This is a genomic window from Neobacillus sp. FW104-15D2, assembly GCF_058790155.1.
Map to the genome: position 1 here is coordinate 145,378 of NZ_JBYTCJ010000002.1, position 13,384 is coordinate 158,761.

The following is a 13,384-nucleotide window of genomic DNA, read 5'->3' on the forward strand; positions in this document are numbered from 1 at the left end:
GCTTCTACTCCTCCTTTGATTTTGAATAGTCGCGTTTACGCGGCTTAATTAAGGAAATATCTACATCCTCGTAGTGGAACGCAGGTGCAGATTTAGCATCCACGAACTTTGCCATAGTTGTTTTTAAGAAATCCTCGTCATTTCTTTCTGGGAAATCTGGCTTGTAATGCGCTCCGCGGCTTTCATTTCGATTTAGGGCACCAATTGTAATAACACGTGCAAGCTGCAGCATGTTTTGAAGCTGTCTTGTAAAGGCAGCTCCCTGGTTGCTCCATTTAGCGGTATCGTTAATATTAATATTTTGGTAACGTTCCAGAAGCTCTTGGAGCTTTTCGTCTGTCTTTTGAAGCTTGTCGTTATAGCGGACAACCGTTACGTTGTCAGTCATCCATTCTCCAAGTTCCTTATGAAGGACATATGCATTTTCCGTTCCGTTCAATGACATAATGCCGTTCCATTTATCTTCGTGTTCTCTCACATGCTGGTCATATAATGAAGAAGATAGGGAATCTGATCCCTTTTTCAATCCATTAACGTATTTAACAGCATTTGGTCCTGCAATCATCCCGCCGTATACGGCAGAAAGAAGTGAGTTTGCTCCAAGACGGTTAGCACCGTGCTGGGAAAAATCGCACTCTCCCGCTGCAAATAATCCAGGAATGTTAGTCATTTGATCATAATCAACCCAAAGTCCGCCCATTGAATAGTGGACAGCAGGGAAAATTTTCATTGGAAGCTTACGTGGGTCTTCACCCATGAACTTCTCATAAATCTCAATAATACCGCCAAGCTTAATATCCAATTCCTTTGGATCCTTATGGGAAAGATCAAGGAACACAGTGTTTTCACCATTAACACCAAGTTTCATGTCTACGCAAACATGGAAAATTTCACGTGTTGCAATATCCCTTGGAACAAGGTTTCCATATGCAGGGTATTTTTCCTCAAGGAAATACCAAGGCTTACCGTCCTTATAAGTCCAAACCCGACCGCCTTCACCACGTGCTGATTCACTCATCAATCTTAGCTTATCATCCCCTGGAATAGCTGTTGGGTGAATCTGAATAAACTCACCATTTGCATAATATGCACCCTGCTGATAAAGGATTGAAGCAGCAGAACCTGTATTAATAACGGAGTTGGTAGATTTACCGAAGATAATTCCAGGTCCGCCTGAAGCCATGATAACAGCATCAGCAGAGAAAGCTTTTATCTCCATCGATTTCAAGTTTTGAACTGTGACTCCGCGGCAAGCTCCCTCATCGTCAAGGACTGCCCCTAAAAACTCCCAGCCTTCATACTTTGTAACCAAGCCCGCAACTTCAAAGCGGCGTACCTGTTCATCCAATGCATAAAGGAGCTGCTGACCAGTAGTTGCACCAGCAAAAGCAGTACGGTGATGCTGTGTTCCACCAAAGCGTCGGAAGTCAAGTAATCCTTCAGGTGTACGGTTAAACATAACACCCATACGGTCAAATAAATGAATAATGCCCGGTGCAGCTTCACACATTGCTTTTACCGGAGGCTGATTAGCCAAAAAGTCTCCGCCATAGATTGTATCGTCAAAGTGGATCCAAGGAGAATCCCCTTCACCTTTTGTATTTACCGCTCCATTTATACCGCCCTGGGCACAAACAGAGTGAGATCGTTTAACAGGAACAAGTGAGAATAGCTCTACCGGTGTTCCAGATTCTGCAACCTTAATCGTTGCCATTAAGCCGGCCAAACCGCCGCCGACAATAATCACCTTTCCTTTAGCCATAGTGATTCACTCCCCTAAATACTGCAATCCTATTACATATAAAAAATTGCGAAGTCTATTAAATGAAAGAAACAAGTGCACTAATTCCTACATAAGAAAGCGCAACAAATAAAATGATGGTAACATATGTAGTAATTCGCTGTGATCTTGGTGTAATTGTAATACCCCAGCTAACAAGGAATGACCATAATCCATTGGCGAAGTGGAATACTGTAGAAAGAATTCCAACTACATAGAACCAGAACATAAATGGAGAAGAAAGGATGTTCTCCATCATCTGAAAGTTTACTTCCGTTCCAAAAGCTGCTGCAATTCTGGTCTCCCATACATGCCACGCAACAAAAATTAAAGTAATAACCCCTGAAACACGCTGAAGCATAAACATCCAGTTTCGGAAATAGCCATATCTGCCAACATTGTTATTAGCTGTAAAAGCAATATAAAGGCCATAGATTGCGTGGAAAAGCAAAGGCAAGAAAATAATAACCGTTTCTAGCAAAATGCGGAACGGCAGATTGCCCATAAAATTGGCAGCCTTATTAAACGAAGCTGCTCCTCCTGTTGCATAATGATTGACTACCAAGTGCTGCATCAGGAAAATCCCTACAGGAATTACCCCGAGCAATGAATGCAATCTTCGATAAAAAAACTCTCGATTACCAGCCATACATTACCCCCCTTAAATTATAGAGATGAATCAAGTTTTCTCTCTTTCTAAGAATTAAAACTATCATCACCTGACAAAGTAAATACCCCTTTGTAACAATACTGTGAACATGTTCATTTTACTCCCATCATTTTGTACCGTCAAGAAAACGTATACATAAAAGTCTTATATTTAAAAAATTTTTTAAATATATTGATAGTGACAAAATTGTTTAAACAAGCATGAAATTGAAGCCTGTTCGCCCTTATATATAAAGACTTTTTGAAGATATTGCCGAATAATGAAAAAATTTCGTATGCAATTTTTCAATTTTAAAAAATTATACCAAAAGAATGGGTATACTAAAATAACAATATTTTAATAGGCTGAATTTACTTTATTCCAAAAAAAATGCTTAAATCCAATACAAATTGTATATAATAGACTAATAGAAAGAGGGGAGAGCTTTGAAAGAACATACATCTGCTGAACTTGAAGCATCTAATCAAACTGAGAATCCGGACTTGTTTGGATATGAACTTTTGCGCGGAGACCTTCTGCCAGCGTTATTAGGCAAGGACACCCCGGAAATCTTATATTGGGCTGGCAAACATCTGGCCAGAAAGCACCCGCTTAAAAGCCTTTTAGAAATTAACGACTTTTTTATACGAGCCTTCTGGGGATCTCTCGAGCTAAAAGTTGAGGATAAAAATGAAATGGAATTTGAATTGGCAAGCCCGTTAATGGTTTCACGAGTAAAATCCAAGTCCGAACACTTTTTTCAGCTTGAGGCGGGCTTCCTTGCTCAGCAAATTGAATTCTTAAAAAATGCAGTTACTGAAGCATTTGAGCACCCTTTAAAAAAGGACTCAAAGGTAAAATTTACTGTAAAGTGGGATCATAAAGACACCCTATAAAAGGAAAACGAAGCAACTAGTTTTGCTGTCATCCAAATACATTAACAAAAAGCTTTCACCGAAAATCATGGGTGAAAGCTTTTAATTTTGGTCTTTCATAAAAATAAGCCAAATGATTTTTTTATCTTTTTACAGCCTGGTATTCCTTAGCTAAATCAAATGCGTTATGAAGCACTTCAACCGCTTTAAGCATACTTGTTTCTGCAACAACAGCGGATACTTTAATTTCTGATGTACTTACCATTTTCACATAAATTCCGTTATCAGCAAGAACCTTGAACATTTCTGCTGCAACGCCTGGATTGGAAACCATGCCGGAACCGACAATAGATACCTTTGCGAGCTTCATTTCCCATTCTACCTGGTCATACTCAAGAACGGCCCTGTTTTCCTCAAGAACCTTTAATGTATTCTCGAGATCCTCTGTCTTAATTGAGAAAGAAAGATTGGTTTCATTGGATTCAGTGGTACTCTGAATGATAATATCAACATTTATATGGTTTTTTGCAAGGGTAGTAAAGATTGTTGATAATCCAGTCAAATAATTATGCAATCCAAATATTGTCACTCTTGTTATTTCATCCTCAAAAGCAATTCCGCGGACAACTAAATTTTCCTCCATCTTTGGTTCCTCCTCAATAATTGTGCCTGATACTTTCTCCATGCTTGAACGAACCTCGAGAGGCACGCTATAATTCTTGGCAAATTCAACCGCTCTTGGATGAAGAACCCCTGCACCCAAATTGGCAAGCTCCAGCATTTCATCATAGGAAACTGCCAGGAGTTTTCGAGCATCCTTTACATATCTAGGGTCTGTTGTATATACTCCCGTAACATCAGTATAAATATCGCATTTATCTGCTTTTAAAGCTGCTGCAAGTGCTACTGCTGTTGTATCTGACCCGCCGCGTCCAAGAGTGGTTATTTCTCCGGAATCGGTAATCCCCTGGAAACCTGCAACTATAACAACTTTCCCTTCAGAGAGCTGCTTTTTAATTGAATCCGTTTCAATTTTTAATATACGTGCATTACCATGTACAGGTTCTGTATGTATACCCGCTTGCCAGCCTGTAAAAGATACAGAATCGGTCCCCTGGCTTTTTAAAGCCATAGCCAGCAGGGAGATTGTAATCTGTTCGCCTGTTGTTAAAAGCATATCCATTTCCCGCTTATCCGGCTGGGCGGATAACTCCTTTGCAAGACTAACCAGATGATCGGTTGTTTTACCCATAGCTGAAACAACAACAACAACGTCATTGCCTCTTAGCTTTTCCTCCTTGACTCTCTCTGCCACATTCAAGATTCTTTCCGCACTGCCAACAGAAGTCCCTCCAAATTTTTGAACAATTAATCCCACTTTTTTCCCCTTCTTTCCGGTTTTTCAGAGCTGATTTATTTCAGTTTTCCCCATTAGAAAAACTCGGCATTCGCCAAGTCCTTTTTGGCGGATACCCTAGTTTTTCTTATGCGTTCAGAATTTATGGATATAAATTCTGATTAGCTAAAAAAACAAAAAAGCAATGAGAGATTATCTCATTGCTTTGAACACGAATAAAAAACATACGCGTACAATGTGAGATAGCTCTCCAGGGTTTGTACCCTGACAATCCGGCATTTATTCAATACAGGACCAGCAAAGAAGGTGATGAGTCCTTCACTGCTTCGGCGGATAATCCCTTTCACGGCCCTTCCCGGAAGCTCACTCTTCTCCAGGCCATTACTCTTGATTCCCGCACCTCTACCTACACTTTAATACTATAAAGTGATAGTAATATAAAGTTTTTTAAATTATAGCATAACTATAATTTCCTGACAATGCTTATTCCTGAAGTTTTTTTTGCAGCTCTTCTGCTACGTTTAGCGGAATTCCAGCTTCCAAAAGTTCTTCAAGTCCTGCTTCCTTCATCTTCTTAACCGATCCAAAATGTTTAAGCAATAACTTTTTCCTCTTTTCTCCAATGCCCTGGATATCATCAAGGAGAGAATGAAAAGCTGTTTTCCCCCGGGTCTCCCGGTGGAAAGTGATAGCGAACCGGTGAACTTCATCCTGAATTCTTTGCAGCAAATAAAATTCCTGGCTGTTTCTTCCTAATGGAATAATTTCTAAAGGATTTCCGTATAGAAGCTGGGAGGTTCTGTGTTTCACATCTTTTACCAATCCTGAAAGAGGAATATCCAGACCCAACTCATTTTCCAATACATCTCTAACAGCTTCAACGTGCCCTTTTCCTCCGTCAATGATAATTAAATCAGGAAGGGGAAGTGATTCTTTTAGAACTCTTGTGTATCTTCTTCTAACAACTTCCCTCATTGATTCATAATCATCCGGACCCTTTACGGATTTAATCTTATATTTGCGATACTCTCTTTTATTTGCTTTTCCATCCTGAAAAACAACCAGTGCTGAAACAGGATCAGTTCCCTGAATATTAGAGTTATCAAAAGCCTCAATCCGGTGAGGCGTATAGATGCCAAGAAGGCTTCCAAGGTTCTCAACTGCTTTAATGGAACGCTCTTCATCCCTTTCAATAAGCGAGAACTTCTCATTTAAAGCAATTCGGGAATTTTTAATGGCAAGTTTTACAAGCTCTTTTTTTTGCCCTCTTTGCGGCTTTAGAACTTTAACTTCCAATAGCTGTTCGGCAAGTGCAGTATCCATTTCGTCTGGAATTAGAATTTCCTTTGGCTTGATATGGTTTGCTTTTTCATAAAACTGGCCAAGATAGGTTAAGATTTCTTCTTCAGGCTCGTTGTATATTGGGAACAAGGAGACATCCCGTTCGATTAATTTTCCCTGACGGACAAAAAACACCTGAACACACATCCATCCTTTATCAACCGCATAGCCAAATACATCCCGGTCGGTAAAGTCAGTTGTAGTCATTTTCTGCTTTTCCATGGTTGTTTCTATATGAGCAATTTTATCCCGGTATTCCTTAGCCCTTTCAAAATCTAAACTCTCTGCTGCAAGGGTCATTTTTTCTGTAAGTTCATTCTTAATCTCTTTATAACCACCATTAAGAAAACGAGTAATATCATCGGTAATTTGTTTGTATTGTTCTGCTGCAATATCCTTTACACACGGAGCAAGACATTGTCCCAAATGATAATACAGGCAGACTCGGTCCGGGAGGGTGGAACATTTTCGAAGAGGATAGATTCTATCCAGCAGCTTTTTGGTTTCATTGGCTGCCTGAACATTTGGATAGGGACCAAAGTATTTTCCTTTATCCTTTTTAACCTTCCTTGTGATAATCAGCTTTGGATGTCTTTCCGCTGTAAGTTTTATAAAAGGATAAGTTTTATCGTCCTTAAGCATGATGTTATATTTAGGATCATGCTTCTTAATTAAATTTAATTCAAGAATAAGCGCCTCTATATCCGACGACGTAACAATGTATTCAAAGTCCTCAATTTCATTTACAAGCCTGAGGGTTTTTCCATCATGAGAGCCTGTGAAGTAAGAGCGGACACGGTTTTTCAGAACTTTTGCCTTTCCCACATAGATGATAGTACCCTGACGGTCTTTCATCAAATAGCAGCCAGGCTGATCCGGCAGCAATGTGAGTTTTTGCTTTATGATCTCATTCATTCTTGCTACCTCCCATTTATATATGTTATATCATGAGAAACACTTTACAAACAATAATTAGATAAGCATATGGCCGTTTCCGTCTTTAGCCTCTGACTGCTTTTTGCAGGGTATTTAAATATCTGATACTAAACGGCAAAAGAAGAGCAAAGATTAGCTCTGCTCTTCATCTTTATTATTTTAAGTTTTTAACTTCTGTCAAGGTATTATTAAGTTCATCTGCTGCTGCGGAAAGGGTGTTTACATCTAGCGGTTCAGATTTGGCCCCCGCCTCAATGGTATGAAGTGGAGTTTCTACTTTTTCATACAATTCTTTGTCTTTATCCTTTACGTTATCTTCGAACTTTTCCCAGGATTCTTCAAGTTCTTCCCCACTCTTTTTCACCTTAGCAGAATCTTTATCGTTTAGCTGTGTTTTCAACTCGGCTATGGTTTTTTGCATTTCTTTTGCTCCTTCGCTGATTGAAGTACCGCTATTTGTTTTTTCAGCCTTTTCGTCTTCATTTCCCCCGCCACAGGCCGCAAGTGAGAATGATAAAGAAAGTATGATTGGTAAGATAAGTTTAGGCGATTTCATTTAAATTTCCTCCAGATTGCACCTTCATTTTGTTATCTTTTCTTTTATTTATAATTGCTGCGATAACCGCAATAATCAGGAGAAGCAATTGTGGGATGAAACTTTCCCAGGTTGAATATAAAGCAAAAAAGTCGATAGTTGGTATTGGTGCTTGGGTAGCTGGCAAGAGTCCTGCAAGCTGCAGGCCATGGATACCCATCCCTGCAAATTTGAAGCACAAATAGAACATTAATATACTTGATACCAGGAAGAACGGCCTCATAGGAATTTTTAAGCCTACTTTTAGGATTAGATAAGATAACACAGCTAGAATAGCTAAACCAATTGCAATGCCTAAGAGTAAAGATGTCAGTTTAATAGATGACGCCATCCCAATAAAGAATAAGACAGTTTCTGTTCCTTCACGGAAAACAGCCAGGAACGATAAGAGGGCCAGTGAAAGGAGGCTTCCCTTATTTAAGGCATTAGTGCTTTGGGTTCTAATGTATCTCTGCCATTCTGAAATACTTGATTTGCTGTGGAGCCAATAGCTCATATAAAGAAGCATAGCTGCAGCAAAAACACCAGTCCATCCAGCAATAAGGAAATTGTTGCTGCCAAATGTACCTGCAGAGAATAATAAGTTAACAATTGCCCCAAGAATAATACTTATTCCCAGTCCAGATCCCACCCCTAACCAAATCCATTTCCCCTTATTTTCATGCCCCGATTTTTTTAAGAATCCAAGTAAAGCGACAATAACAAGCAGAGCTTCTAATCCTTCACGCAAAAGAATCGTTATCGCATCCATCATGTTGTAGCTTGTTTTTGCAACAAGAGGTGAAAGGTAATCTCTCATACCTTCAATTGTCTTTTTGGCATCTTTTATATCTGCCGGCTTTGATGAAAGCATGGCATAGGAAGAAACCATATCTCTTTCTGCATCACTATAGACCTTTGAAGACTGTGTAAGGACAACTCCTTCAACGTTTAACCAGGATTTACGAAACTTCTCTATATCATTTCTGGCACCTTCAATATCATTATCATCAATTTTGGATAAAGATCGGTTTAGCAAGGTAACCAGTTCAGAAACATTCCCTGTTTTGCCAGTATTATTGTTATTTTTATCCGGGCCATCCGTAAACTTTCCATCTGTAAACTTTTCATTGGTTTCTTTCAATTCAAGAAGAGCATTTTTTACCTTCATCTGATCTGTAGGCTGCTGTGCAAATGAAAATGATACCATACCCATTTTATCTTCAATTTCACGATAAGCATGAGAAGATTTCTTTTTAATGCCATCCTCAATTGAAAGCCATGTTGAATTAAACTTCTTAAATTGTTCAGAAGCTTTTTCCAAATCACCTTTGTCAACTGACGCAATCGTTTCGTTAATAATTATGTTTGCCTTGGTCATATCTTCTGTTGCACTTGCAGCATAGCTATTTGTTGGGAGGGCTATATATGCTGCAAGTAATATTAATAAAGCCGTAATAAATTTAAGTTTCATAGTTTCCTCCTTATGTATTGACTATCTATTATGTTTTATAAATGAAAATCGTTTTCAATTACAATAAAAATTATATATTCATTGAGAATGAATGTCAATGTCATTTGAGTGAACAAGCAAGGAGAAATGCACATTACTACTTTTATTTGTAGGATGTGTTAAAGCATATGGTTGATTACTATGTTGATTTAAGTGGAAGGCGCGAGACTCCGCGAAAATGGTGCGCATTTCCTTTGCGCGTGGGCCGATTCCATAATGCAAATTCTCGGGAAAAGCTGGCCAGGAGGGAGACCTCGCAGGCGCAAAGCGCCGAGGAGGCTCCCGGTTCGCCCGCGGAAAGAGAGCGATGTGAGCGAAAATCTACCAGTCCAGTTTAACAGAGACTATTTGTAAAAGTTTTGCAAAATAAAAACCCCCAGCTGTAGGCTGAGAGTTAACTATCTATATATTAGATGTGCTTTTGCAGAACACTTGCAAGAGCATCTTTTGGCTGAAAGCCAACAACTTTATCTACTACTTCTCCGTCTTTCAATACCAACAATGTTGGGATGCTCATAACGCCGAATTTAGCAGCTGTTTCCTGGTTATCATCTACATCAAGTTTAGTGATTTTTACTTTATCGCCCATTTCTGAGTCAAGTTCTTCTAGAACTGGAGCTATCATTTTGCAAGGTCCGCACCATGGAGCCCAGAAGTCAACAAGCACTAAGCCTGATCCAGTTTCAGCTGAAAAAGTTTGGTCTGTAACGTGTGAAATTGCCATTGGAATTTCCTCCTAAATTTAATACTCAAATACTACGGAAAGTATATCATCGATTTACAAATCATGCTAATAATTTGTTTCTGATGTATTTTTACCCTTTTTCAATAAAACTATTCATTAAACAAAGGAAACCGGCCGGCATTGCCGGCCGGTTTTACCCTGGAACTATGATTTATGAGGAGGGAATTATTATGAATGTACCTTAAGCTTTTTAAATTCTTCTGTAAGCATTGGCACTACTTCAAAAAGGTCTCCAACGATTCCATAATCTGCAACCTTGAAGATGTTGGCTTCAGGATCCTTATTAATAGCGACAATGACCTTAGAATTGGACATACCCGCTAGGTGCTGGATAGCTCCTGAAATTCCACATGCAATGTAAAGGTCGGGTGTTACTACTTTACCTGTCTGGCCAATTTGAAGTGAATAATCACAATAATCTGCGTCACAGGCTCCACGTGATGCTCCGACTGCTCCGCCTAAGACATTTGCAAGTTCCTTTAATGGCTCAAAGCCTTCTTCGCTCTTTACGCCTCGTCCACCCGCAATAATAACTTTTGCTTCTGAAAGATCAACACCTTCCGTTGCTTTGCGGACAACTTCCTTAATAACAGATCTAAGATCCTTTACATCAACTGAAAGGCTTGTTACTTCTCCTGATCTGCTATCATCCTTTTCAAGCGGTGCAATGTTATTTGGACGAATCGTTGCAAAAACCAATCCATCTGTTACAATTTTCTTTTCAAATGCTTTACCGGAATAAATAGGACGTGTAAATACAATGTTTCCTCCTGCTGCTTCCACATCAGTAGCATCGGAGATTAATCCAGATGAAAGTTTTGCTGCAATTTTTGGTGCAAGGTCTTTTCCAAGAGCTGTATGACCAAAAATTAATCCTTCAGGCTGTTCCTGTTCCACTGCAGCCAAGATGGCCTGCGAATAACCGTCCGGAGTATATTGTTTTAATTTATCGTTTTCTATTGTCAGCACTCGGTCTGCACCGGCTGCAACCATTTCATTTGCTAAAGCGCTTACAGACTCCCCAGCCAAAACAGCTACAACTTCTCCGCCTTCAGCAACTGTTTTACCTGCAGCAACTGCCTCAAAAGATACATTACGCAATGCGCCGTCTCGTACTTCACCTAAAACTAATACTTTTCTAGCCATTCTATTACCTCCTGCTTGAATTGTTGTCTTAAGGATTAAATTACTTTTGCTTCGGTGTGGAGCAGTTTAACAAGTTCCTTTACCTGATCGGTAAGTTCACCCTGAAGCACTTTACCAGCCTCTTTCTTTGGAGGAAGATAGATTTCAATTGTTTTTGTTTTTGCTTCAACATCGTCTTCTTCCAAATCCAGATCATCTAGCTCTAGCTCATCAAGCGGCTTCTTTTTTGCTTTCATGATGCCCGGCAGGGATGGATATCTTGGCTCATTTAATCCCTGTTGTGCCGTAACCAGTAAAGGTAGCGTTGTTTCAATAACTTCGGAATCTCCCTCAACATCGCGGGTAACAGTTGCAGTAGTACCGTTAATTTCAAGATTTGTAATAGTGGTTACGTATGAAATGCCCAGCATTTCAGCTACACGAGGACCAACTTGACCAGACCCTCCGTCAATAGCTACATTTCCTCCGATAATGAGATCTGCATCTTTATCCTTTAAGTATTCAGCCAGGATTTTAGCAGTTGTATATTGATCACCATTTTCTACATCATCTTCAGTGTTAATGAGAACGGCTTTATCAGCACCCATAGCCAGTGCAGTGCGAAGCTGCTTTTCGGTTTCTTCGTTTCCTACAGAAACGACAGTAACTTCTCCGCCCTGTGCATCTCTTACTTGGATTGCCTCTTCAACTGCATACTCGTCGTAAGGATTAATGATAAACTCGGCACCATCCTCATTGATTTTACCGCCGGAAATAGTAATTTTTTCTTCAGTGTCAAATGTTCTTTTTAGCAAAACATAAATATTCATAGTTTCCCTCCTAAGAATTCAAACATTTTTTCTGTTCTAAAGATTAAAAAAATTTTATTTAAAAAATTTTTTTGCTTTGAGAAGCGGGAACTAACTATTCCCGCTATATCATTTCCCTTTAAATTCAGGCTCTCTCTTTTCCATAAAAGCCCGAATGCCTTCCTGTCCATCTTCAGACAAAAATACTTGTCCAAAAAGTTCAGCTTCTTTGTTTACTCCATTGTAAAATTCCTCAGTCTTCGAGAAATTAAGCAATTCAATGGCAGCCTTTAATGCCATAGGACTCTTTTTGGCAATCTTCTTAGCAATCTTATATGCATTTTCCAAAACTTGCTCTTCAGGATAGGCATGATTCGCCAAGCCAAATTGCACAGCCTCCAACCCGGTTATCGGATCAGAAGTAAAAAGCATTTCAGCAGCCCTGGCAGTTCCTACAAATTTCGGCAGTCTCTGAGATCCGGCAAATCCGGGAACAAGGCCAAGCTGTAATTCCGGAAGGCCCAATTTTGCTGTTTCACTGACAAGCCTAAAATGGCAGGCCATAGCAATTTCCAGGCCACCCCCCAGTGCTGCACCGTGAATAGCTGCAATAATTGGTTTTGGGAACCTTTCCATCCTGTCGAATAAATCCTGGCCATATTTCGCAAGCTTCGAAAAATCTTCACCTGTTTGAATAGATGTAAACTCCTTAATGTCTGCACCTGCCGAAAAGAAACGCCCTTCGCCATGAACAATAATTGCCCTGACTTCTTCATTTGTTTCAATTTCATCAAGCAACGAGGATAATTCCCTCAAAAGGCCTGATGAAAGGGCATTGGCAGGAGGCCGCTGAATCGTTATGGTAGCGATTCTGTCTGCAGCCGACCATTTTAAGTATTCCATATCAATCCCTCCTATGGCTAAAGAAACAATATTTATGATCCGCGCAACCCGCTGATGAGCAGCTGATGTACCGGCTTATAAAGGGCCTGCAAGTCGTATTTTTGATCATTCATCACCCAGGATGTCACTGTTTCATCCATCGTACCGAAGATCATTTGCCTTGCAAGTCTGACATCCAGCTGCTGGGAAAACTCTCCGCTTTCTTTGCCCTCATTTAGAATTTTATCAATCAACTTTAAATACCCTTTAAGTACATCATTTATCCTTAAACGAAGTTCCTTATTGGATTGTCTTAACTCTAATTGAGTTACTATGGCAAGATGGCGGTCACTTGACAGCAGGTTAAAGTGCGTCTCAATCATCATTAATAACTTCTCTGCTGCGCTTTCTTTTCCTGCCATCATTTCATTTAAATTTTCAATAAGGCTGCCCATTTTTTCTTCGAAGAGAGAGATTAAAATATCTTCTTTATTCTTAAAATACAAATAAATGGTTCCATCAGCGACGCCCGCCTGTTTGGCTATTTTTGATACCTGAGCCTGATGATAGCCATTTTCAGCTATTACTATAACAGCAGCATCGATAATCTGCTTATATTTCGGTTTGTTTTTTTTCAATTTATCCCCTCCCTCAAAGCCGTATTTCCCTTTGAAGCATTAATAGCTTTCATGGAAATACAAAATGGAGCTTGTAAAACATGAAGTATATAAAAAACGGTATAACTATCAATGAAAAGTGAATGAATAGTCATTCATATTTTAATAATAGTTAGATACC

12 protein-coding genes and 1 riboswitch are annotated in these 13,384 nt (G+C 39.5%); of the genes, 1 reads left to right on the forward strand and 11 read right to left on the reverse strand.

What is annotated here, in order from left to right:
* Nucleotides 1-4: 4 nt before the first annotated feature.
* The gene (sdhA, locus tag AC3WR0_RS02475) at nt 5-1,762 is read right to left on the reverse strand and encodes a succinate dehydrogenase flavoprotein subunit (protein ID WP_492550827.1); all 1,758 of its coding nucleotides are present in this window, start codon (nt 1,760-1,762) and stop codon (nt 5-7) included.
* A 58-nt stretch (nt 1,763-1,820) separates the two neighbouring features.
* On the reverse strand, nt 1,821-2,429 hold the full coding sequence (locus AC3WR0_RS02480) for a succinate dehydrogenase cytochrome b558 subunit (RefSeq protein WP_492550828.1): 609 nt from the start codon (nt 2,427-2,429) through the stop codon (nt 1,821-1,823).
* A 446-nt stretch (nt 2,430-2,875) separates the two neighbouring features.
* On the opposite strand from AC3WR0_RS02480, the gene AC3WR0_RS02485 reads away from it, so the two are divergent.
* The gene (locus AC3WR0_RS02485) at nt 2,876-3,325 is read left to right on the forward strand and encodes a YslB family protein (protein WP_492550829.1); all 450 of its coding nucleotides are present in this window, start codon (nt 2,876-2,878) and stop codon (nt 3,323-3,325) included.
* 121 nt (nt 3,326-3,446) lie between these two features.
* Here the strand turns inward: AC3WR0_RS02485 and AC3WR0_RS02490 are convergent, their stop codons facing one another.
* The 9 genes from AC3WR0_RS02490 to fadR form a co-directional block, all read right to left on the reverse strand.
* Entirely contained in the window at nt 3,447-4,682 is a 1,236-nt protein-coding gene (locus AC3WR0_RS02490) for an aspartate kinase (RefSeq protein ID WP_027320199.1), read from the reverse strand.
* 214 nt (nt 4,683-4,896) lie between these two features.
* Nucleotides 4,897-5,074, reverse strand: a riboswitch (Lysine riboswitch).
* Nucleotides 5,075-5,144: 70 nt separating this feature from the next.
* Entirely contained in the window at nt 5,145-6,917 is a 1,773-nt protein-coding gene (gene uvrC, locus AC3WR0_RS02495; protein WP_492550830.1) for an excinuclease ABC subunit UvrC, read from the reverse strand.
* A gap of 175 nt (nt 6,918-7,092) precedes the next feature.
* A complete protein-coding gene (locus tag AC3WR0_RS02500) occupies nt 7,093-7,494 on the reverse strand; it encodes a hypothetical protein (protein ID WP_492550831.1) in 402 nt (133 codons plus the stop codon).
* A complete protein-coding gene (locus tag AC3WR0_RS02505; RefSeq protein ID WP_492550832.1) occupies nt 7,481-8,986 on the reverse strand; it encodes an FTR1 family iron permease in 1,506 nt (501 codons plus the stop codon). Before AC3WR0_RS02505 ends, AC3WR0_RS02500 begins: the two co-directional genes overlap by 14 nt.
* Before the next feature lie 448 nt (nt 8,987-9,434).
* Nucleotides 9,435-9,749 carry a thioredoxin gene (gene trxA / locus AC3WR0_RS02510; RefSeq protein ID WP_027320203.1) on the reverse strand — a complete coding sequence of 105 codons (315 nt, stop codon included), beginning with the start codon at nt 9,747-9,749 and terminating at the stop codon, nt 9,435-9,437.
* 189 nt (nt 9,750-9,938) lie between these two features.
* The gene (locus tag AC3WR0_RS02515; RefSeq protein WP_492550833.1) at nt 9,939-10,916 is read right to left on the reverse strand and encodes an electron transfer flavoprotein subunit alpha/FixB family protein; all 978 of its coding nucleotides are present in this window, start codon (nt 10,914-10,916) and stop codon (nt 9,939-9,941) included.
* 35 nt (nt 10,917-10,951) lie between these two features.
* Entirely contained in the window at nt 10,952-11,725 is a 774-nt protein-coding gene (locus tag AC3WR0_RS02520; RefSeq protein WP_492550834.1) for an electron transfer flavoprotein subunit beta/FixA family protein, read from the reverse strand.
* A gap of 108 nt (nt 11,726-11,833) precedes the next feature.
* Entirely contained in the window at nt 11,834-12,607 is a 774-nt protein-coding gene (locus AC3WR0_RS02525) for an enoyl-CoA hydratase (protein WP_492550835.1), read from the reverse strand.
* Between the two features lie 32 nt (nt 12,608-12,639).
* A complete protein-coding gene (gene fadR, locus AC3WR0_RS02530; protein WP_492550836.1) occupies nt 12,640-13,224 on the reverse strand; it encodes a fatty acid metabolism transcriptional regulator FadR in 585 nt (194 codons plus the stop codon).
* Nucleotides 13,225-13,384: the final 160 nt, after the last annotated feature.

Bases quoted from the DNA above. Each gene is read 5' to 3' on its own strand.
- AC3WR0_RS02500 (WP_492550831.1), bottom strand. From the start codon at position 7,494: ATGAAATCGCCTAAACTTATCTTACCAATCATACTTTCTTTATCATTC.
- AC3WR0_RS02525 (WP_492550835.1), bottom strand. From the start codon at position 12,607: ATGGAATACTTAAAATGGTCGGCTGCAGACAGAATCGCTACCATAACG.
- AC3WR0_RS02505 (WP_492550832.1), bottom strand. From the start codon at position 8,986: ATGAAACTTAAATTTATTACGGCTTTATTAATATTACTTGCAGCATAT.
- uvrC (WP_492550830.1), bottom strand. From the start codon at position 6,917: ATGAATGAGATCATAAAGCAAAAACTCACATTGCTGCCGGATCAGCCT.
- trxA (WP_027320203.1), bottom strand. From the start codon at position 9,749: ATGGCAATTTCACACGTTACAGACCAAACTTTTTCAGCTGAAACTGGA.
- sdhA (WP_492550827.1), bottom strand. From the start codon at position 1,762: ATGGCTAAAGGAAAGGTGATTATTGTCGGCGGCGGTTTGGCCGGCTTA.
- AC3WR0_RS02515 (WP_492550833.1), bottom strand. From the start codon at position 10,916: ATGGCTAGAAAAGTATTAGTTTTAGGTGAAGTACGAGACGGCGCATTG.
- AC3WR0_RS02480 (WP_492550828.1), bottom strand. From the start codon at position 2,429: ATGGCTGGTAATCGAGAGTTTTTTTATCGAAGATTGCATTCATTGCTC.
- AC3WR0_RS02520 (WP_492550834.1), bottom strand. From the start codon at position 11,725: ATGAATATTTATGTTTTGCTAAAAAGAACATTTGACACTGAAGAAAAA.